The sequence below is a fragment of the Brevibacillus borstelensis genome (genome assembly GCF_036700025.1).
Classification (GTDB): Bacteria; Bacillota; Bacilli; order Brevibacillales; family Brevibacillaceae; genus Brevibacillus; species Brevibacillus borstelensis.
In genome coordinates, this window is record NZ_CP144922.1 from 1,038,759 (window position 1) to 1,059,677 (window position 20,919).

20 protein-coding genes and 1 pseudogene are annotated in these 20,919 nt (G+C 52.0%); 12 read left to right on the forward strand and 9 right to left on the reverse strand.

What is annotated here, in order from left to right; genetic code table 11:
- Nucleotides 1-8 precede the first annotated feature (8 nt).
- Together V5G20_RS04860 and V5G20_RS04865 are read left to right on the forward strand one after the other, a co-directional pair.
- Nucleotides 9-569, forward strand: coding sequence for a sigma-70 family RNA polymerase sigma factor (locus V5G20_RS04860; RefSeq protein ID WP_039070164.1), 561 nt, complete (start codon nucleotides 9-11; stop codon nucleotides 567-569).
- On the forward strand, nucleotides 560-2,740 hold the full coding sequence (locus V5G20_RS04865; RefSeq protein WP_122957828.1) for a YcdB/YcdC domain-containing protein: 2,181 nt from the start codon (nucleotides 560-562) through the stop codon (nucleotides 2,738-2,740). The genes V5G20_RS04860 and V5G20_RS04865 overlap by 10 nt, the downstream gene beginning before the upstream one ends.
- A 266-nt stretch (nucleotides 2,741-3,006) precedes the next feature.
- Here V5G20_RS04865 and V5G20_RS04870 read toward each other — a convergent pair whose 3' ends face one another.
- The gene (locus V5G20_RS04870; RefSeq protein ID WP_003390090.1) at nucleotides 3,007-3,672 is read right to left on the reverse strand and encodes a hypothetical protein; all 666 of its coding nucleotides are present in this window, start codon (nucleotides 3,670-3,672) and stop codon (nucleotides 3,007-3,009) included.
- Between the two features lie 109 nt (nucleotides 3,673-3,781).
- Nucleotides 3,782-4,189 carry a hypothetical protein gene (locus V5G20_RS04875; protein ID WP_338463194.1) on the reverse strand — a complete coding sequence of 136 codons (408 nt, stop codon included), beginning with the start codon at nucleotides 4,187-4,189 and terminating at the stop codon, nucleotides 3,782-3,784.
- Nucleotides 4,190-4,390: 201 nt separating this feature from the next.
- Between V5G20_RS04875 and V5G20_RS04880 the strand changes: the two genes are divergently transcribed.
- The 5 genes from V5G20_RS04880 to V5G20_RS04900 are packed head-to-tail and all read left to right on the forward strand — an operon-like array spanning nucleotide 4,391 to nucleotide 9,439.
- Nucleotides 4,391-6,004, forward strand: a complete 1,614-nt coding sequence (locus V5G20_RS04880; protein ID WP_024985223.1) for an ABC transporter substrate-binding protein — start codon at nucleotides 4,391-4,393, stop codon at nucleotides 6,002-6,004.
- Between the two features lie 33 nt (nucleotides 6,005-6,037).
- On the forward strand, nucleotides 6,038-7,021 hold the full coding sequence (locus tag V5G20_RS04885) for an ABC transporter permease (RefSeq protein ID WP_122957827.1): 984 nt from the start codon (nucleotides 6,038-6,040) through the stop codon (nucleotides 7,019-7,021).
- A complete protein-coding gene (locus V5G20_RS04890) occupies nucleotides 7,018-7,833 on the forward strand; it encodes an ABC transporter permease (protein WP_122957826.1) in 816 nt (271 codons plus the stop codon). Before V5G20_RS04885 ends, V5G20_RS04890 begins: the two co-directional genes overlap by 4 nt.
- Before the next feature lie 36 nt (nucleotides 7,834-7,869).
- Nucleotides 7,870-8,844: an ABC transporter ATP-binding protein gene (locus V5G20_RS04895; protein WP_035990074.1), complete on the forward strand. Its 975-nt coding sequence runs from the start codon at nucleotides 7,870-7,872 to the stop codon at nucleotides 8,842-8,844.
- A complete protein-coding gene (locus V5G20_RS04900; protein ID WP_003390084.1) occupies nucleotides 8,834-9,439 on the forward strand; it encodes an ABC transporter ATP-binding protein in 606 nt (201 codons plus the stop codon). The genes V5G20_RS04895 and V5G20_RS04900 overlap by 11 nt, the downstream gene beginning before the upstream one ends.
- A gap of 58 nt (nucleotides 9,440-9,497) precedes the next feature.
- Here V5G20_RS04900 and V5G20_RS04905 read toward each other — a convergent pair whose 3' ends face one another.
- Nucleotides 9,498-10,934 (reverse strand): sensor histidine kinase, encoded by a 1,437-nt coding sequence (locus tag V5G20_RS04905; protein WP_122957825.1) that lies wholly within the window; start codon nucleotides 10,932-10,934, stop codon nucleotides 9,498-9,500.
- Nucleotides 10,924-11,598 carry a response regulator transcription factor gene (locus tag V5G20_RS04910; RefSeq protein WP_003390081.1) on the reverse strand — a complete coding sequence of 225 codons (675 nt, stop codon included), beginning with the start codon at nucleotides 11,596-11,598 and terminating at the stop codon, nucleotides 10,924-10,926. Before V5G20_RS04910 ends, V5G20_RS04905 begins: the two co-directional genes overlap by 11 nt.
- A 313-nt stretch (nucleotides 11,599-11,911) precedes the next feature.
- Here V5G20_RS04910 and V5G20_RS04915 point away from each other — a divergent pair, with 313 nt between their 5' ends.
- Nucleotides 11,912-12,658, forward strand: coding sequence for a stalk domain-containing protein (locus V5G20_RS04915; protein ID WP_338463195.1), 747 nt, complete (start codon nucleotides 11,912-11,914; stop codon nucleotides 12,656-12,658).
- A 45-nt stretch (nucleotides 12,659-12,703) separates the two neighbouring features.
- Here V5G20_RS04915 and V5G20_RS04920 read toward each other — a convergent pair whose 3' ends face one another.
- Nucleotides 12,704-13,576, reverse strand: a complete 873-nt coding sequence (locus V5G20_RS04920; RefSeq protein WP_024985226.1) for a LysR family transcriptional regulator — start codon at nucleotides 13,574-13,576, stop codon at nucleotides 12,704-12,706.
- Between the two features lie 131 nt (nucleotides 13,577-13,707).
- Here V5G20_RS04920 and V5G20_RS04925 point away from each other — a divergent pair, with 131 nt between their 5' ends.
- The 3 genes from V5G20_RS04925 to V5G20_RS04935 all read left to right on the forward strand — a co-directional run bounded on the left by V5G20_RS04925 (nucleotide 13,708) and on the right by V5G20_RS04935 (nucleotide 16,049).
- Complete coding sequence (locus V5G20_RS04925; protein WP_031931704.1) at nucleotides 13,708-14,490, forward strand: SagB/ThcOx family dehydrogenase; 783 nt, start codon at nucleotides 13,708-13,710, stop codon at nucleotides 14,488-14,490.
- 26 nt (nucleotides 14,491-14,516) lie between these two features.
- A complete protein-coding gene (locus V5G20_RS04930; protein ID WP_003390076.1) occupies nucleotides 14,517-14,870 on the forward strand; it encodes a nuclear transport factor 2 family protein in 354 nt (117 codons plus the stop codon).
- Between the two features lie 213 nt (nucleotides 14,871-15,083).
- On the forward strand, nucleotides 15,084-16,049 hold the full coding sequence (locus V5G20_RS04935) for a GNAT family N-acetyltransferase (RefSeq protein WP_338463196.1): 966 nt from the start codon (nucleotides 15,084-15,086) through the stop codon (nucleotides 16,047-16,049).
- 69 nt (nucleotides 16,050-16,118) lie between these two features.
- On the opposite strand, the gene V5G20_RS04940 is transcribed toward V5G20_RS04935, so the two are convergent.
- Nucleotides 16,119-16,679 (reverse strand): cysteine hydrolase family protein, encoded by a 561-nt coding sequence (locus V5G20_RS04940; protein ID WP_122957824.1) that lies wholly within the window; start codon nucleotides 16,677-16,679, stop codon nucleotides 16,119-16,121.
- Between the two features lie 263 nt (nucleotides 16,680-16,942).
- On the opposite strand from V5G20_RS04940, the gene V5G20_RS04945 reads away from it, so the two are divergent.
- Nucleotides 16,943-17,284 (forward strand): MGMT family protein, encoded by a 342-nt coding sequence (locus tag V5G20_RS04945; protein ID WP_122957823.1) that lies wholly within the window; start codon nucleotides 16,943-16,945, stop codon nucleotides 17,282-17,284.
- 98 nt (nucleotides 17,285-17,382) lie between these two features.
- Here V5G20_RS04945 and V5G20_RS04950 read toward each other — a convergent pair.
- From V5G20_RS04950 to istA, 3 genes and pseudogenes are all read right to left on the reverse strand, one after another.
- Nucleotides 17,383-18,626 (reverse strand): annotated as a pseudogene (locus tag V5G20_RS04950) (IS3 family transposase); the annotation flags it as partial.
- A gap of 28 nt (nucleotides 18,627-18,654) precedes the next feature.
- Nucleotides 18,655-19,458, reverse strand: a complete 804-nt coding sequence (gene istB, locus V5G20_RS04955; RefSeq protein WP_024982952.1) for an IS21-like element helper ATPase IstB — start codon at nucleotides 19,456-19,458, stop codon at nucleotides 18,655-18,657.
- Entirely contained in the window at nucleotides 19,455-20,678 is a 1,224-nt protein-coding gene (gene istA / locus V5G20_RS04960; RefSeq protein ID WP_024982953.1) for an IS21 family transposase, read from the reverse strand. The genes istB and istA overlap by 4 nt, the downstream gene beginning before the upstream one ends.
- Nucleotides 20,679-20,919 lie beyond the last annotated feature (241 nt).

A 20,919-nucleotide genomic window follows, 5' to 3' on the forward strand; every position in this document is an offset into this window, starting at 1 on the left:
AAACTGACGTGTATCCCGAAACTAACCAGGCGGATCAGTCGCTGCGCATGACAAATGAGGCTGTCTTGGAACAGTTGATGAGAGAGTACGGAGAGAAGATCATCCAGCTCGTATACCTCATCGTCAAAGACCGAAGCATGGCCGAAGATATTACGCAGGAGGTATTTCTCAAGGCGTTTCGCGGCTTGCGGACCTTTCGCGCGGAAAGCAATATGAAAACCTGGCTGTATCGCATCGCCATCAACGAATCGAACAAGTACCTCCGCTCCTGGTCTTTCAAGCACATCTTCTCTACCTTTAAAAAAGCTGACGTGCCGGACTGCGAAGACGACGAGCATGTAGAGGATGCGGTGATCGGAAAATGGACCAAGGAGCAGGTGGCGGAGAGGGTCATGGCAATGTCCCCTCAATACAGGCAGGTCATCGTGCTCCATTATTACGAGGATTTGCGGATCAAGGAGATCGCGCAGGTGCTGAATGTAACAGAAGAAGTGGTCCGGACCAAACTGTCCCGGGCACGGAAGCAGTTCAGGGCGCTGTTGGAAGAGGAGGGGCTGGAATGGACGTAGACAAGGAATTTCGCGAGGCGGTCCGAAATGTCAGCCGCAAGTCGGCACAGGATATACAATTCACTCCCGAATTGGAAAAGCGGATCAATGATCAGCTAAGCAAAAGACGGGCGAAAGGGTATCGCAGTCTGTACGCGGCAGGTGCGGTAGCCGCCAGCATTGCTTTGGCGTTTGCGGTATGGAAGCCGGTGGCGTCTCTATTTCCAAGTGATTTGCAGCAAGCGGCAGCCGAGCTGTCGGGGCAAAAAGCGAAGGCGCTCGTTCAAAAGGCATTGCAGCCGCTGCAAAAAGCGATTCCCGAGCTGGGCGGCTATCAGTTGACTGTGAAGGAAGTCGGGCCGGGCGTGGTCATGGCCGAGTTGAGAAAGAGCGACAATGAGTACGCCCAAGTGGCCGTCAACACAGGCACAGAGCAATTGGAAATGTTCAAATGGTTCACAAGCGATGCCGGCAAGCAGGCTCTCACGGAGCAAGCGGCCGCGGAGAAAGCGAATGCGTTTCTGGACGCGCTCCTTGGCGAGCAGCGCAAGCAGTACGAACAGACGGCGGCAGGCGAGATATACCGCCCGCAGAACGGTTTTTTGGAGCTGGACGTAAACGGCATGTATGTCACTTACAAACAAATGAAAGACGGCAAGGCGGTGCCGTTTGGCGACATCACGCTCTGGGTGGATGGCGCAGGCCGGATCGTCGCGTTCGGACAGTTGAACAGCGAGGAGCAGGCAACCCTCGACAAACTGGCAAAGGCGCTGCCAGAGTTCAACACCGGGGCCGTTTTGGTAAACAAAGACAAACGGAAGGACGGCTCCTCGCTGACGCTTGCGAATGCAGATGAACAGGGGAACACAGTAATGGTCATCACACAGGGGAAAGGCGATACAATTTCCCGCTACCGCGTCGATGCCCCCCGGGACGAGGGATGGGTGCATGCTCCGAAGGCATTGGCAAGCGAAAAGGCAAGCCAGTTCCTGCAAAGCGTCCTGGGTGAAGACTTGAAAAACTACCGGGAAAAGGATTCCTCCGACATCCCGGGATATCAACGCTATCACAACGGATTGCCTGTGCTCGGGGACGATCTGTACGTTGTCGTCGACAAGACGGGACGCGTCACGGATTTTGCCAAGAACGCTTCAGCGTACGACCTTGCCGCATTGCCTGATCCGTCAACAGCGGTTTCCAGAGAGGCGGCGGAAAAAGAAGTAGCCGCAAACATGAAGCTGCGCTACATCGAGCGGCTGTTTGAGCGCTCCTCCTCTGACCAAAAACAGCAAGACCTCGGGCCGCTGCTCGATTACACCCCGGCGGTCGCCTTTTTTCAAATGGGTCAGTCCGGGTCGCTTCATTGGTATATCGACGCGGAAACAGGGAAAATCCAGTTCGGAACCGGAAACAACGGAATGGAGTACGACCGCCTGGGCACGCACGAACCGATCACGCTTGCAGCGCAGAAGCAGGCGGCCGCCATCAAAACGAAGGAAGAGGCGGCAGCCCTGCTGACAGAGGAATGGGGAGCCGATCTGAAAGGCCTGCCGTATAGCGAGCGGGAGCAAGAGAAGCGCGAGGGCGAAGGAAAAGAGAAAGTCTTCCACTGGGAGACAAAAGACGAAAAAAGGCTGGAGGTCGTCGTGGACGCCGCAACAGGGCGGGTCGTGGATGTCACGATTCCCCGCAAGGATACGAATATCTCCGTATCGGAGCAGGCTGCGCTCAAGGAAGCGATCCGCGTCCTGGAAAAATACGTCGATCCGGGAGTCACAGAGGTACAGGTGAGCCAGATTATCAAACCGGGAGAGCCCTCGCCGGTCACATCCGGAGACTGGCAGTTTGAATTTATCAAGAGCCATGACGGAGTACCCGTACTTCAGCAATATCCCGATGAGGCCTACATCGTAACGGTGGACCCTTCCACGGGCAAAGCGAACGGGTTCTTGAACAGAACGGCGTCGGCGGAAGCAGTCGCTCTTCCCGACAAGAGCAAAGCGGTTCCCGTGGAGCAGGCTGTCCGGGAATACCTGGCGTACATGCCGCTGCAATTGGCCTATACAATCAAGGGCGTGGAAGATGAAAAGCTCGCCAAGCCGAAGCTGATCTATGTACCGATGAGCGACAAAAAGTACGCCGATAAATACATTTATATTGATGCCATCAGCGGGAAAGCCGTGATCCGCTAGGTTTCCGGAGGCGAAATCAGGAAAGGAGCCAACACTTCCTTCCGACGTCTCATACGGGAAATGACCGGTTAGCTGTTTCAGGTTTATGAGAAGGCCTTGCTTTTAGCGGGGCTTTCTTTTTTGCTGCATGGACAAGGGGGCTTTCAATAAGGAAAAGCCCTCCGCTCTGGAGAGGGGAGGGCAATTTTCGATCATGCGATTGTGTTCAATATTACAGGCGTGCCGCTTGAAAGAGGCTGCCTGTCTGCAAGTCGGAGAACAGAGCCTTAGTTGACTTTGTAGGACTGCAAAATTTGTTGGGCAAGCGGTTTCCACTCATCCATTTGTTGCTCGGTACAGTTAAAGGTGGTCATTAACAATTTTCCGTCCAGTTCCGTAAAGAAAATGAGATTGTACACCTTCGTATCTGCAGCAGGCGTTAACAGTTCAAAATAGCCGACATTTTTGCCGTTGATCTGGGTTACTTCGTCCTTATACCATGTCGCATCCGGGTAGAGCCCTTCAAACATTTGCTTCATTTGATCCTTCAGTTCCTTGATCTGGCCGTCTTGGATCGGTGTGGCAGTATGATTGAAAGCGACGTTGATGGAGCCTTCCGCATCGGTGTAGATCAATGTTGGCCGATTTTCTGAAGGATACTTCACTTTTGCCATTTCTTCCGACATGATGTCAAAGCCTTTCGGAATCAGAATTTCGACTTTGTCAGACAATACTTTTTTCAGCTCAAGCTTGTCGCTTGTCTGATTGCTTGCGTTTTCCGCAGGCGCCTCAGTTTTTGCGGCCGAGGAGTCGCTGCCATTCGTGCCGGAAGCTTGCTGAGTCGCGTTTGTTGCTTCGTTTTGTGGTACTGGCTTCGTGTCTGTCGACTGGTTTGAACAAGCAGAAACAGTCAACATAGCGAGTAGTGCGGCTGTTGAGAGAACCTTTTTCATTTTGAGTTTTTTCCACCTTTAACGATTTTTTGGTAATGAAAGGAAACGCAAAAGTGATTCTACCATATATTTCATGAAAGTGGAAATGAAATAATTTTAGTCAGAATGTTCAAATTACACGCACCAACTTTTCCTCCCGACTTGGATTTACAAGAAGGAACCGGGGCCAAGTGCAGCCAGGCTTTTTAGGAGGACGGGCAGTGGCTATCTTCGTCGAATCCCGGCGGCGATGACACACAGGGCCACGCTGATGAGCCCACCTGCAAAATTCACAAACGACCGTGACCAGGCTGACTGTGAACGCTTGTCTGACGGGGTTGTCCTGGATGAAGCGCATGAGCAGACCGTACGTGATATACGGAATCGTAATCATGAATATGCCGATAAAGTTTCCGGACAAATCCCAATCGTGATCAAAAGGGATTTGATAAATCCAATAATAGAGTGCAAATGCGCTCCAAAGAGTCACAAAATACAAAATGGTCGTGATCACCAATCCCTCTATGATCTTGCCCATATCATCACTCCTACTGCGATAAAGACGATTCGTCGGGACTTTCGTTTCGCCATAGTATTGTAAAAAGTTTCTGAATCGGAACGCTGCTTTTTTGTTCGAGGAGGGTAAAAAACTTGCCGGGAATAAGGTATGATGAAAAAATAGGCCAAATTCTGATGATTCCATACAAATTTACTTGCTGAATGGGAGAGAGAGAAAAGAATGCTTGGAAAATGGTACGCAAAGCCAATCGCGGCGATAATGGCGATGGTTCTTCTGCTTGCGGCGGGCTGCGCACCCGACAAAAATCAAGGGACGGGTGCTGAGGCAGAAAAGAAAAAAGATGAGCTGATCCTGGCGATCGGCTATGAGCCCGAGGATGGCTTTGACCCGACGACAGGCTGGGGACGTTACGGCTCGCCGCTGTTCCAGAGCACCCTGCTGAAACGCGGCAAGGATTTGAAAATCGTAAACGACCTGGCAACAGGCTATGAGGTAAGCGACGACGGTTTGGTCTGGACGGTAAAGCTGCGGAGCGATGTAAAATTCTCTGACGGCCAGCCGCTGACGGCGGACGATGTGGCGTACACCTATGACACAGCTTCCAAGAGCGGATCGGTTATTGATCTCACCGTGCTGAAAAGCGTGGAGGCTGTCGACCCGTTTACGGTCAAGTTTACGCTCGTCCATCCGCAATCAACATTTGTCAATATACTCGTCGCCACCGGGATTGTTCCCAAACACGCCCATGGCGAGGACTATGCCAAAAAGCCGATTGGCTCGGGACCCTATAAACTCGTCCAATGGGATGCGGGCCAGCAGCTGATCGTCGAGGCCAACCCGGAATATTACGGACCGAAGTCCGCTTTTAAAAAATTGACCTTCCTTTTCCTGAAGGAAGATGCCGCGTATGCCGCTGCCAAAGCGGGGGAAGTGGACATGGCGTTCGTGCTGCCGAATGCCGCCAAGCAGCAAGTGCCGGGCATGCATCTGGTCACGGTAAACAGCGTGGATAACCGCGGGATTCTGTTCCCGGTCGTAAAGGCAGGCGGAGCGACCAAGGACGGAGCTCCGGTCGGCAATGACGTGACCGCAGATATCGCTATCCGGAAAGCGATCAATATCGCCATCGACCGCAAAAAGCTGGTGGAAGGCATTTTTGATGGTTTCGGCACGCCCGCATACTCGGTTGCGGACGGCATGCCGTGGTGGAACCCGGATACCGTGATTGAGGATGCTGATTTCGACCAAGCAGGGAAAATTCTGGCCGAGGCCGGTTGGAAGGATGCCGATGGAGACGGCATTCTGGAGAAAGGATCTCTGAAGGCGGAGTTTACGCTCGTCTATCAGGCTGATGATCAATCGCGCCAATCGCTCGCCATCGCGGCAGCCGATATGATCAGGCCGCTCGGAATCAATATCAAAGTAGTAGGCGGCAGCTGGGATGACATCGCGCGCATGATGCATTCCAATGCGGTGCTGTTCGGCTGGGGCAGCTACGATCCGCTGGAGATGTACAATTTGTACAGCAGCAAAACAGCGGGCATTGGCTGGTACAATACAGGTTTTTATGCGAACCCGGCTGTTGATGAATACATGGAAAAGGCGCTGAAAGCGACGACAGAGGAAGAAGCGCTCGGCTACTGGAAAAAGGCGCAGTGGGACGGAAAAACCGGGTTCAGTGCCAAGGGTGACGCTCCCTGGGCCTGGCTGGTCAACCGTCAGCACCTGTATCTGGTACGGGACGGGCTTGATATCGGGCAGCCGAAAATTCAGCCGCACGGTCATGGATGGCCGATTACCGACAATATCGTCGAATGGTCCTGGAAGAAGTAAAGACAAAGAGAAGAGGAGTTTGGGTGACAGCAAATGGGCCTGGTACCTTTTATTCTGAAAAAACTGCTGCGAATGGCTGCACTGCTGATTGCCCTGTGTATACTCTCATTCTGGCTGGTGAGCTACTCCCCGCTGGACCCGGTGCAGGCGTATGTCGGAGCCGATATGACGAGGGTAAGCAGCGAGCAGAGCGAAATGATCGCCGAGTACTGGGGGCTGAACAAGCCGCCGCTGGAGAGGTTTTTGCATTGGGGCTCGGCTGTATTGCACGGAGATCTGGGTACCTCAATGATTTTCCGCCGCCCGGTAGCGGAGGTCATTGGAGAACGGTTTATGGCTTCGCTGGCCTTGATGAGCACGGCCTGGCTGCTGTCCGGTGTGCTGGGGTTTGCGCTCGGGGCTGTCGCCGGAATGAAGCAGGGCACCTGGGCGGACCGGCTGATCAAATGGTACTGCTTTACGCTGGCTTCGACACCGGCATTTTGGCTGGGGCTGCTGCTCGTCATGGTATTTGCCGTCTGGCTCGGCTGGTTTCCGGTCGGCTTGGGAGTGCCGGCGGGAAAGCTTGCCGATGATGTTACACTGGCAAACCGCATCTATCATCTCATCCTGCCAGCATTGACTTTGAGCATTCTCGGCGTAGCCAATGTTGCGCTGCATACGAGGCAGAAGCTCGTGGATGTTTTGGCCAGCGATTACATTTTGTTTGCCCGGGCCAGGGGAGAAAAGGGACTGCAGCTCTTTTGGCGGCATGGCTTGCGCAACGTCGCCTTGCCCGCCGTTACGATTCAATTTGCTTCCATCAGTGAGCTGATTGGTGGGACGGTACTGGCCGAGCAGGTCTTTTCTTACCCCGGCCTTGGACAGGCCACGGTTCAGGCCGGATTGCGCAGCGATGTACCGCTGCTATTGGGCATCGTCATTTTCAGCGCCCTCCTCGTTTTCGTCGGCAATCTTGCGGCCGATATTATCTACCGCGTGGTTGATCCGAGGATCAGAAAGGGGGAATCGGCGTGAACCGCAGGCAAATAACCCTGATCACTACCTTTTGTGCCGCCATCTTGTTGATCGGTGTAGTTGTCGGCGGATTGACGCTGGGCGAGGAGCGGCTCTCCACCAATTTGGACATAAGAAACGCATCGCCGTCGCTTGAGCATCCATTTGGTACAGACCACCTCGGCCGGGATATGCTGACGAGGACGCTGAAGGGGTTGACCGTAAGTATCGGCGTGGGTGTCATCGCCGCTGCAGCCAGTGCCGCCATTGCGCTTGTGCTGGGCATGCTGGCGGCCACGATGGGCAAGGCTGTCGATGCCGCCATTAGCTGGCTGATCGACTTGTTCCTTGGCGTTCCGCATCTGGTCGCCCTTATCTTGATCTCGTTTACACTGGGCGGCGGATTGAAAGGGGTAGTGGCTGGAATCGCGCTGACCCATTGGCCAAGCCTGGCTCGGATCATACGGGCTGAGGTCATGCAGCTCCGGTCCGCCGAGTATGTGCAAATCTCCCGCCGTTTGGGCAAATCACGCTGGTGGGTGGCCAGCCGCCATATTCTGCCGCATCTGTTTCCGCAGCTGCTTGTCGGCTTGGTGCTGCTGTTTCCCCACGCCATTTTGCATGAGGCGTCGATCAGCTTCCTCGGCTTTGGACTGTCGCCCCACCAGCCGGCAATCGGCATCATTCTTTCGGAATCGATGCGCTACTTGACTTCGGGAATGTGGTGGCTGGCGTTTTTTCCGGGAATCTCCCTGCTCATCATCGTGCGGGCCTTCGATACGCTGGGCGACAATCTCCGGCTGCTGACCGACCCGCATCGTGCCCATCAGTAACAGATGCCCGACCGGTTTGCGGGATAAGAGAGGAGGATGTACGTGCCAACACAGACGAAGAGCAAACCGATCCTTGAGGTGGAGGAGCTCTCCATTTCATTTGCGCAGTATACGAGCGGCCTTCGGCAGAGCAGCCTGAAGGTGATTGCGGATTTGAGCGTATCCGTCTGCCCTGGTGAAATTGTAGCCGTGGTAGGCTCCAGCGGATCAGGAAAAAGCTTGCTTGCCCATGCCATACTCGGGATACTGCCGGGCAATGCTGCTATTTCGGGATCGATCCGATTTGCGGGCCAAAAGCTTACAGCCGAGTACCAGGAAGCGATCAGAGGACGGGAGATCGCGCTCATCCCGCAATCCGTCAACTATTTGGACCCGCTGATGCAGGTGGGCAAACAGGTGCGGAACGCTGCAAAGATTGCGAGGGGGAGCTCTCCAGACCGTGCAGCTGCCCGCAAAATCCAGCGCGAGGCATTTGCCCGGTACAACCTGGCGCCGGAAGTGGAGCGGCTGCTCCCGTTTCAATTGTCCGGCGGCATGGCACGGCGTGTGCTGGTAGCCACTGCGCTGGTCAGCAGTGCCCGGCTTGTGATCGCGGATGAGCCTACGCCGGGTCTCGATGATGCCGCTGTCCGGGAAACACTCGGCTGCTTTCGGGAGCTGGCTGATCAGGGGCGCGGCGTGCTGCTCATCACTCACGATATCGAAACGGCGCTTGAAATCGCAGACCGGATCGCCGTCTTTTACGCAGGCACGACGGTCGAGGTCGCACCTGTACAGGACTTTTCCGGAGGTGGCGAAGCGCTCCGCCATCCGTATACAAAAGCGCTGTGGAGGTCGCTTCCGAAAAACGACTTTGCGCCCATTCCGGGCTTTCAGCCGCATCCCAATGCGCTTCCCGAGGGCTGCCTGTTTCAGCCTCGTTGTCCGATGGCTACGCCCGAATGTACGGCAGGACGGCCGGAGATGCGAGCGGTTCGCGAGGGGATGGTGAGGTGTATCCATGCTTCTTGAAGCAAGTGAGATCGGGTTTCGATACAGCAAAAATCAGTGGGTCCTCCGGGGAGTCAGCGTTGCAATACGTTCGGGTGAAGTCGTTGGTCTGATCGGTCCGAGCGGGTGCGGAAAAACAACGCTGGGGCGCATCCTGGCCGGGTATGAGCGCCCGCATGAGGGCAGCGTTGCACTGGATGGCAAAGCGCTCCCCGCAACCGGGTACCATCCTGTCCAGCTTGTATTCCAGCACCCGGAGAAAGCGGTCAATCCCCGTTGGAGGATGCGCAAAACGCTTGCGGAGGGCGGGGGGCCGGATGAACAGCTGCTGGCGGCTCTCGGCATTCAAGAGGAGTGGCTCAGCCGCTGGCCAAACGAGCTGTCCGGCGGGGAGCTTCAGCGCTTTTGTGTAGCGCGGGCGCTCCGGCCGCAAACCCGTTTTTTGATCGCCGATGAAATGACAGCGATGCTCGACGGGATCACCCAGGCGCAAATCTGGCACGCCGTGCTGGACTATGCCCGCAAGCAAGAAATGGGCGTGCTCGTGGTAAGCCACGAGAAAAGCCTGATCAACCGGCTGTGCACCAGAGTTGTTGATCTGACTCAGTTTTGTTAGCGAAATAACGGGAGGCCAGTGGATGCTTTCGAAAATACAACGGAAAGAGCGCAGCGGACTAAATCGCTGCGCTCTTGCTTGTAGAAATCGGAAGCGCCACGGTGAACGTGCTTCCCTGGCCCGGAACGCTGGAGACATGAATGTTGCCTTGGTGGATTTCCACAATCCACTTGGCGATAGCAAGTCCCAGACCTGTTCCTCCCATCTTCCGGGAACGGTTTTTTTCAACCCGGTAAAAGCGGTCAAAAATGCGCTCCGCATCCTCTGGCGCGATGCCGACGCCGGTGTCCCGTACCTTGATGAGAATCATGGTTTGCTTCTCCCGTGCTTCAACAGATACAGTGAGGTGCACCTCTCCCCCTGGCGGCGTGTATTTGATCGCGTTGTCCACGAGGATGTAGAGAAGCTGCTTGATTCGTTCATGATCGCCGTACACGATCAGAATAGAGGGCATGTGGTGATGCAGGCTGATGTTTTTGGATTGCGCCAGTGGCCCTGTGGAGCTCACCAGCTGCTCGATTGTCGGGACCAGATCAAACCGCTCAACCGTAAGAGCCGGGCGATCCGTTTCCGAACGTGCGAGGGTCAACAGATCACTGACCATTTTGGCCATCCGCTTTACTTCATCCTTCATGTTGACCAGGACGGTCTTTGAAAAGTCGGAGAGGTGCTCGCCGTCTTCCATTTCAAACACGTCCAGCGAGGAGTTCAGAATGCTGAGCGGTGTCCGCAGTTCATGAGAGGCGTCAGCGACAAACTCCTTTTGCCGTTGAAACGATTGCCGGATCGGGATCATGGCGCGTTTGGACATAAAGTAGCTGAGCAGGACGGCAACCCCGAGAAACAGGATGCCCAATACGATCAAAATCGTCAGGAGCCTTTTGATCAGCTCGTAGGTGTACGATATTTCGCGCCCCGTATAAAGCGTTCCGGCTAATTCATTGCCATGATAGATGCGCTGGCCGGTAATCATCAGGTTTATTTCGCGATCCGCCTCTTTGTTCTTTACCTTTACTTTGTTCGGAGAAGCATTGGTCCCCCGCTTGTTGCTGGGAGGAGTGGGGATCGTCATGGTCTCGTAGCGGACTTCCCGGATGCCGGGTGTCCAGTCTTGTACCAGCTTCAGCAGTTCCGGCTGCAAGCGGCGGTTCCATGCATCTCCAAACAAGAGCTTCCCATCCGGCTTTATGTAATAGTAAAAAAATTGCCTGCCGCTTTCGCGAATGGTGCTCAGGTCATCGAGATCCTGCTGGTCGAGGTTTTCATCCGGCAGCGATTCCTTGATGATCTGGGCCTGTTGCTCGGTGATGGTGTACAGTTGTCTTTCCTGTTCAAAAAAGATCGCGAAGTGGACCAAAAAATAGACAATCGTAATGAAAAGAGAGAGAAAAATCATGATGACGATGCTGTACTGAAAGGCCAGCTTGGTCTGGGTATGGACAAATACGTCCTTTCTCCAAGGAAGACGAGTGCGTGAAAACCAGTCAGATATCAAGCTTGTATCCCACCCCGCGAATACTTTGTATGTAGTCCTTTTCGCTATTCCAGTTTAGCTTTTTCCGAAGCAGCTTGACCGTGGCATCGATCGTCTTCAGAGAGACGTCGGCCTCGTACCCCCAAATCCGGTCGTAGATCAATTCTCTGGACAATACCTGGCCTTTATTGCGGATGAGCAAGTCCAGCAATTGAAACTCCCGCGGAGTAAGGTAAACCTCTGTTTCTCCGTCAAAAACGGTGCGCTGTGTCAGGTTCACGCGAATATTCTGCAGCTCGACCAGTTGTTCCTGGATCGGAGCGAAGTTTCTCCGGCTGACAGCCCGAATTCTGGCGAGCAGCTCATCAATTTCGAAAGGCTTGATCAAATAATCATCGGCTCCGGCATCCAATCCGTTAATCTTGTCCTCAAGCGCATCCTTGGCGGTCAGCATGATGATAGCCCCCGAATAGCCTTCTTTCCGCAATCGGCTGCAGATGCTCACGCCTTCCTCTCCCGGCAGCATCCAGTCGAGGATCAGGACATCGTAGTGCGATTTCAAAGCGTACTCGCAGACATCGTCACCTGTTGTCAGCCACTCTACCTGATATCCGCCTTTTTTCTTCAAGAGATGGGCAATCAGTTGACCCAGCATCAGATCATCTTCTGCTACCAGTATGTGCACGGCTTTCCACCCCTTTTTCACATAACCCATTATGCGATCATGTTACCGTATTTTCGTGAAAAATGAATGAAAAAAAGTTGGAAGAGGGCGCAGAATTTCACCGTTTTTTCACCGTTCACAGGTACAGTAAAAGATGATGCTTTGGCCACGAACGATGAGGGCACTGTATGCGGGAAGCACCGCGAAAGTACATACCGGCGGGAGCATCAGTAGTAGCAGGGAAAGCGATTAAGCTTTGGTGAAGCCACCAGTCAACTGAATATTGGAAATAAATGCTTTGCATCACAGAAAAATACGATGGGAGAGATGTAGTATGTGGAAGAAAAAATGGGTACCGATCTTGTCGTCTGTAGTACTCGCGGGTGCGACTTTCTTGCCGGTCACCACGGATGCGGCTGTCGGAAAAAAGAATGTGCAGGCTAGCTACAATAATATCAAAGTTATGTATAACGGTGTAAATGTTCCAACGACCATCGAGCCGTTCATCGTCAATGGAAGCACCTATATCCCGGTGCGGATGATGGCCAACGTCTTTAACAAGGATGTCGTTTGGAATGGAACGACTTACACAATTGATGTCAAAGACCGCCCGGATACGCGCGTAACCGCTCTGCAAGCGGAAGTCGCAACGAAGGACGCGAAAATCAAAGATCTGGAAGCAAAAATTGCCGATCTGGAAGATGAAATCGACGACCTCAAAGACAGAAAGAGCAGCAAGGACGACGATGTCGATGATCGCATCGATGATCTGGAAACCGATTTGAATGACGATTACGGCGATTACAAAGGTCTTGATTGGGAAATTACGCTTGGCGGCGACGAGGACGAAATTACTGTTGACATTGAGATTGACCTCGACGAATACCAAGATGATTTTGACGATTTGACTAAGAGCGAATTGAGACGCCTGGTGAAAGATATTTGCAACGATATCTGGGAAGAGTTTGACGATGCAGACATCGAAGGTGAAATTATCGACAGCTACGACGATGACAACCTTTACGACTTCTCCGGAGATGCCTCCAACAACGATATTGAGTTTGATGGAGAAGATATCTAATAGAGAAAAGATCTTGCTGCCTGTTTTCAGGAGCAAGATCTTTTTTTAAATCGCGACGGCTCGCTGCTTGATGTAGTGCTGGCTGTGCACAATGAACTCTGCCGCTATTGGCGAGACCGAATCAAAGCTGCGGGTACTGATGACCAGCTCCCTCGTAATCGTGGGAGACAAAGGGACGGGCACTACCTTGGGCAGCATTTCCGGCAAGTAGAGCTCCGGAACAATCGTGACCCCGACCCATTCCTGCACCATGGCCAGAATCGTCGTCACGTCCCGGACTTCAAAAGCAACGGTGGAAGCAAGCCCGTTGGTGTGAAGCAGCTTTTTGATGCATTCGTCCTTCGGCATAATAAAGCACTTGTCCCGAATGTGGGAGAAAGTGAGATACGGCTCGCTCCGCAGCGGATGGTCATCGGGGACAACCACGACCATTCTGTCGGTTGCAAGCGTGTATGACTCCATATCCTTTCCCGGCACGGTGGTAAAGCCGACATCGACGACAGAGCCGGATATCCAACTGTTTACCTCTTCATACTCCCCCTCAAACAAGACGATGTCCACTTGGGGGAACAGCTTGCGGAATGAGCCGATCAAGCCGGGCAAAATTTTATTGGACACGCTGTGGATGGAACCGATCCGCAGCGTACCCGTCTCGATCCCTTGCGCCGCTTTTGCCTCTTGCTGCATGCGCGAGCTGATCCGCAGCATTTCCCTTGCATGCTGCAGCATTCTCTCCCCGATGTTGGTCGTGGCGACCCCTTTTCGGCTGCGGTGAAACAGAGGAACGCCCAGTTCCTTTTCCAGGCTTTGAATCATCTGAGAGACAGCCGATTGTGTAAAACCGAGAGATTCAGCGGCTTTCGTGAAATTTTTCGCTTCGGCCACGGCGATAAACACTTGCAATTGGGCCAGTGTCATAGGGATTCTCCTTGAATTATTAGTAAAATCTAATGAATTATATTAATAAACATCGTTTTACTAATGGTTGTGTTGTTCGTATACTCGATTTTAGCGAGATACAGTCGCAAGCACAAGAGGAGGAGAACACCATGCATCCGGAATGGCAAAGAATATGCAACGAATTTTTACAGGCGACCTCATACGCAGTCGGCGATCTGGAGGAAGGCTGGGCCGCCAAATATGACTTTGACAAAAGACCGCCTACTTACATGCGGTATGACGATGCGGTAGTCCGCATACCTTTGGGACCAAGAGAGCTGCCCCCGTCCCCGGATCTTTGGGAGCTGATGAAGAATCGGCGTTCCAGACGGAATTTCCTGTGTGAACCGATGACACTCAATGAATTGAACATTTTGCTCTGGGGAACCCAAGGCATCACCGCCGACATGGGCGATTACCAAATCCGCGCGACCCCTTCCGCGGGAGCGCTGTATCCGATCGAGACCTATTTGCTCGTAAACAACGTCGAGGGCTTGGAAAAAGGATTGTATCACCTGGATGTGGAAGAGTGGTGCCTGGAAGGGTTAAAGCTGGAGGACGTGTCTGAAACGGCTTATGCCTTGACGGAGAATCAGGAAATGACGCGCCGGGCGGCTGTCAATTTCGTGTGGACGGCAGTGGTCAACCGTACACGGCATAAATACAGGGAACGGGCGTACCGGTACATTTGGTGGGATGCCGGCCACGTTGCCCAGAATCTGCATATCGCGGCAAATGGCCTGGGATTGGGCGTGTCCACGATCGGCCACTGGTTCGACAAAGAAATGAATGAATATTTGGGAATTGACGGCCAGGAGCATCTCTCCGTCTTGATGGCTTCCGTAGGCAAGGTGGAAGGCAAGGACTGGCTGCATGACCGCAGGCCGCGATAAGAAAGACATTGCAGGGGGGCTTTTTTGTGCACAAGAACAAAACGCCGGAGGAAATCGTGCAGCAGCAGCTGCTCTGCTACAACAGCCAGGACTTGGCGGGATTTGTGTCCACGTATGCCGAGGATGTTTTGATCATGGAGCATCCGAGCGGAAATGTGTTGGTCAGTGGAAAAAAAGCGCTGACAGAACGTTACGCGAAAATGTTCCAGGAAAATCCGAACAACCATTGCGTTATCAAAGATCGCATTTGCTATTCCAATTACGTCATCGACCGCGAGGAAATTACGGGAAGAGACAATCGTGGAGCATTTGAAGCCTTGGCCATTTATGAGGTCAACGATCAGGTGATTAGCAAAGTGTGGTTTCTTGAGGCGAAGTGAGAAGCAAAACCAGTTTACTGTTCGGTTAAGAAGGGGCAGCATTCTGTTGGATCGCGTCGGATCGCGAAATGAACAAAAAGGCGCTGGGAAAATGTGGTTGCCGGGCTGGGATGGGTTGTGATACAATCAGCTTGTAACTATTAATGGTTATTTTGGTAGTTACATAAATTCGGTTTCAAAACCCGTTTTTATAAAAAGGAATGAGGGAAGCGAATGACAGTGGCCACAGTGCGCCCGATCAGACCGGAAGAGATTGATGATTTCGCAGGAGTAGGCAATAGCGATCCGGCCCGCGTGCAGGAGGTAAAGCGTTACGTAGAAAAGATGATCGCAGTCGGTTCGATGCGCCCGGAATGGTGCTTTGTCATAGAGGAAGCGAACCGGCTGCGGGGACGTGTAGCATTTTGGACACTGCCCAAGCTGGACAAACCGCTTGACTTGGTATTGCTCGATATTCCATGGGATAGTGAGGATTCCCTTTCTCTCGGCAAAGAACTGCTGCAAACAGCGCTGGAAGCCCTGCGCGGCATGGGAGTCAAGGAAGTGGGGCATGTGCTGGATACTCCTCCTTTGGCCCCCCAGTGGCAGACGTTTCCGACAGAGCGCAGGGAACTGCTCAGAGAGATGGGGTTTCGCCTGGAGCGGGAGACCTGTCGCTTTGAGTGGAAGCCGGGTATTGCAGACATTCCCGTGCCTGCAGGTCTCTCCTTTCGCTCGCTCGCCGAAGTGGGCAACGAGGTCTTTATCGAAGCTGTCATGCGCGTATCTGAAGGAACGCTGGACCGTCGCATTTTGCATGACAGTGAGCGCCTGGGAGCAAGGGGACAAGCGCTGGAATTGTTTCAGGACCTGCAGCAGCTGGTGTATGATCCGCATTGGTGGCAGCTTGCCTATAACCAGGACGATGAATGCATCGGATTGGTGATGCCCGCGAAAAGCCCTGCCTTTGCTACGATCGGCTACATCGGCGTGATGCCGGAGCAAAGAGGACGCGGATACATCCATCAGCTTCTTGGGCGGGGAACGGACATCCTGCTGAAAGCGGGGGTCACTCCTATTCGGGCGGATACCGACGTGCATAACGAACCGATGGCCAATGCCTTTCGGAGGGCCGGGTACATTCAGTTTGCCACACGTTCAGAGTACGGACGCAACATTCATATAGAGATCCCACGATAGAAAAACACCCCTCCAGACAAGCGGGCGAGTCCCAGCATTGTCGGGAGGGGTTTGCTGTTTCATTCGCTTTTATCTATACTGATCGTGGGTCGGTTCAAAAACGTTTTCGCCTGAATGGCGCACCATGACAAAACCGCTGACATTGTCCAGACCATGCAGCAGCGCGTTGTGGTGAGCGATGATTCGCTCTGCCGAAAGAACATCGTTGCCAGTCGTCGAGTGGGCGTCTGCCACCAGTGTCACATCATATCCGAGGGTGGTCGCCCTTCTGCACGTCGTATCTACGCAGTATTCCGTCTTGCAACCGACGACTGCCAGATGGTTGATTTTCCGCGCTTGAAGTTCTTTGTGCAATTCCGTGAGCTGAAACGCGTCTGTTGCTTTTTTTCGGATGACCAGTTCGCCGGAAAGCGGCGCAATCTCGGGATGTATTTGAAATTCGGCCGAGTCTTGGGCGGCTACATCCAAATCTTGAACATAAACAACAGGTATGGACTGGCTTCTCGCCGTGGAAATCAGTTTCGTTATGGTCTGCAAAACGTCTTCCTTTTGAAAAACCGGACCGATTTCGGGTCCTTCGACAATTCCTACTTGTACGTCAATGACAAGCAATGCCGTTTTCCGCTGCATGCAGTACCTCCTCCTGAAATGGGGGGAGTCAATGGGTATGCATCCCCCTGCAGAATGACAAGTGGTGATGATTTGTATCGTAACGAGTGTTCAAATATGTGCTCATAACCATTCAGCTCCTTTCAAAAACCAGGATGGCAATCCCGTTAGTATGGGTAGGATTGCTTACCGAGTAGCGTAGCATAAATTTTCTGTCAAAAACAGAGGGGAAACTGGACAAACCTGCCAGTGGCTTCCCCGGCAGTAGAAAAGGAGAAAAAAGCATGCGGCCATTCACAGAAAGAGCGGTGGCAATCATCCGCAGTATTCCTCCGGGGAAAGTGATGACCTATGGGCAAATTGCCGCGTTAGCCGGAAGTCCGAGGGGGGCAAGGCAGGTCGTCAGAATCCTCCATTCCATGAGCAATAAGCATCGCCTTCCGTGGCATCGCGTCATAAACGCGGAAGGGAAGATCAGCTTGCAGGAAGAGGAATCCCGGACCATGCAAATGCTTCTGCTGCAAGGGGAAGGGGTCGAGGTGATCGGCGGGAAATCAATCAACCTGAGCATCTACCAATTTCATCCTCAGCCCGCCATGCACCCGGATAGCGAAGACTGCTTCTGAGAGCAAGAAAGTGAAAGCAAAAAAGCAGGGACACCAAAATATATAAAAAGGCACCCAATCAGCTGAAGTGACCCCAAAAAGTTAGACAGTCATTTTAATTAAGCAGCAAGTAAGGTTTGAGTTCGGTATTGCACTGGACTCAAGCCTTTTAATTTTGCCTTGATTCGTTTGTTGTTGTAGTAATCGATGTATTTTGCTAACTCTTGTTTAAAATGTTCAATGTTTTCAAACTCCTGCATATATAAAAATTCCGATTTTAAGATACCAAAGAAGTTCTCCATTACAGCATTGTCATAACAGTTTCCTTTTCGTGACATACTCTGCGTAATGTTCTTTTCTTTTAATGCCTGTTGGTACTTGCTCATTTGGTAATGCCAGCCTTGATCCGAGTGAATAAGCAGCTCGTCTTCATCTGTTAGTCGTTTAAAAGCTTGGTCCAGCATCGTTGAAACAAGAGAATACCTTGGTTTTGAATCAATCGTATAGGCGACAATTTCTCCGTTAAATAAATCTAACATTGGCGATAAATAAAGCTTTTCGCCAAATAATTTAAACTCCGTAATATCCGTTACCCACTTCTGATTTGGCTTGTCTGCGTGGAAGTTGCGATCCAAAATATTCGGCGCCACCTTTCCAACTTCCCCTTTATAGGAGCGATATTTTTTCATCCGAACCATGCTTTTTAAGCCTAACTGTTTCATCAATCGCTGTACTTTTTTATGGTTTACCTGATGTCCTAGATTCTTGAGTTCATCCTTAATACGACGGTATCCGTAGCGTCCTTTATGTTCATGGTAAATCGCCTGAATTAATGTTTTTAATTCAGCATGTTTATCTGGACGGCTGAAAGTTTTTACATAGTAATAATACGTACTTCGTGGAATACCCGCGAGTTTAAGTAGCGCTTTTATAGGAAATTCGGTCCTTAGTTCAAATACTACTTGCGCTTTGTCTTGCTTTGTAATTTTTCCTTGCTTTGAACTAAGGCATTCAACTTTTTTAAGTAAGCATTCTCCATGCGTAAACGCTCTAATTCTTCCTGCAGTGCCTCGACTGATCCTTCAACAGGTGTTCCTTTCTTGTGTCTCTTCTTCATGGCTGGACGCCCCTTTTTCTTTGAAATGAGAGCGTCTATTCCTTGTGATTGAAATTGCATTCTCCATTTTCGAATCAATCCAGGAGAGGTGATTCGAAAAATGGCGGCTGTTTCATTCGGAGACGTCCCATAAGTATTCATATAATTGAGTACGTCTAGTTTAAACTGTACCGAGTAACTTGTATAGGATTTTACAAAGGCTTTTTCACCCTGATGCTCGTACTGCAACACCCAGTTTCTCACCATATAGTCAGATGCACTGTCAACGCCGGAATTAATTTGACCCACGAGCGCCGGTATAATTTTGACCCACCTGTGCGCCTGGTGTCGAATAGATTCCGGTTTTTAGTTTTTCTTTGAGCCGGTAGCTGTTCCCCCGGATGTTCACGACGTGGGAGTGATGCAATAAGCGGTCGAGAACAGCTGTAGCAAGAACGGGATCGCCCATGAGTTCGCCCCATTCGCCAAAGCTCTTGTTGCTAGTCAGAATCATGCTTCCTTTCTCGTAGCGTGCACAAACCAACTGAAAAAACAGGTTTGCAGCGAGCGGATCGAGGGGGAGGTAGCCCACCTCGTCCACGATGAGGATGCGTGGCCTGAGATATACCCTCATTCGTTTGTCCAGGCGATTCTCTTCATAAGCTTTTCGTAAATCGCCCACGAGCTGCGCGAGAGAGACGAAATACACAGGCAATCCTTGTCCAATGGCCTCCATAGCGATAGCAACGGCTAAATGCGTTTTCCCCACGCCGGGAGGCCCGAGAAACAACACGTTTTCTTGCCTCCCAACGAACGTCAGCGCAGCCAGTTCACGAATCAGTCGTTCATCAATCCCCGGTTGAAACGAGAAGTCGAATTCGTTGAGCGTACGCCGATAAGGGAGGTGAGACAGCTTCATGCGGACCTCTACATTTCGGCGCTGGCGATCCTGAATCTCAGCGTCCAGTAGATCATTGAGGAAAGAGAGATACGTGCTTTGGCTCCGGCTGGCAGCTTCCAGCTTGGCATCAAGCGATTGGGCGGCTTGACCCAAACCAAGTTCCTCCAGACGCTGGCGGGCTTGTTCGAGCTCAATCATGCGCCCACCTCCACAAGACGTTCATACACGTCCAACGGACGCACTTCCACGTCTTGTACAGGAATCTGAACGCCTTGCGGCTTTGGATAAGCATATCCCTGAGCTGTACTCAAATTCGTGTATTGGTCCTCACACATCACTAGCCTTCGGGATTGGTACTGCTTCTCGTGCCGGGCGATGAGCTGCTTCTCGCAGTATATTTCGACGAATCTGTTTACCTCTCGTACCTTTACTTCACGTCCGCTATACCGCCATGGAACGCCATAACGAACGCCGTCGTAGCTCACAAATCCGTCACGGCTTACTTTCCTCGGTTCAAACCGGTACTTTGCCCATCGTTCCGGAGACGGAAGCATACCGAGCTTCTCTTGTGCCAAGCGATCGATCGGTCTTTCCCCAGTTGTACCGTGGATACGACGGTTTTGCTCATCGCACCAGTGTCTGGCTTGGCGATTTAGGTCACCAAGATCGGTGAATGATCGCCCTGGCATGAAGTTCTGCTCGATGAACTGAACGCTTCTCTCGACCTTTCCTTTCGTTTGGGGACGTCGTACGCGGCAAACTTTGGGGATCAAGCCGATAGCCGCAGCAAAATCTTCAAACAACGGATGCCATCTCGGCTTTCGATCATCGCCCATGCCAAGAATAACGGTCTTCATTTGGTCGGTTAGCATGGTCTTTGGAACACCGCCGAAGTATTCCAAACCGTTCATCAAGCAGCGTAAGAAACTGTGGATGTCACAGCGCTTTGTAAATTCGATGTACATCGCTCGGGAGTAACCCAACACCATCGTAAAAACGGGGATTTTACGCACTTCACCGTTTAAATCGATGTACTCGCAAATCTTCCAGTCCACTTGGGCTTGGTGTCCGGCTTTTGTCTCATAGCGTTGCACCGCAGGTGCCTGTTTTGGAGGTCGACGGGGCTTCACATAGTCCTTGATGATCGTAATGCCCCCCGTGTAACCTCGCTCTTTCAAGAGACGCAGCAGCACTTCACAATTGAAAATTCCCTTTTCGAGGTATAGATCCAGCAAGGCTTTGAACGGATCGAGTTTTGAGACTCTCTTCTTACGCGGACGAGGTTCCGGAATTCCTTCTGCGCGGAGGTATTTTCGTATGGTATTACGGGAATGACCCGTTTCCCTTGTGATTTCGCGGATACTCTTGCCGCTCACTTGAAGTTCGTGTAATCTGATCACAGTCCCACTCCTTAGCATATGTCTCCCCTCTGAAGCTACTTTGGTCGGTAATTTCAGAGAGAGGTATTCTACAGGGGTGGGTCATTTTCATTCCGGCGAACCTGGGTCAATTTTAACCCGGCGGTGACATGCACCAATGGACGCTGCGATCGAAGCATAACTCTCCACACCTTCTAAGTATCGTTGAACCGCAGCTAACTTAACATCCCCACTAAATTTAGTCATAAAAAAACTGCACCCCCAACTGTTGAATATGTCC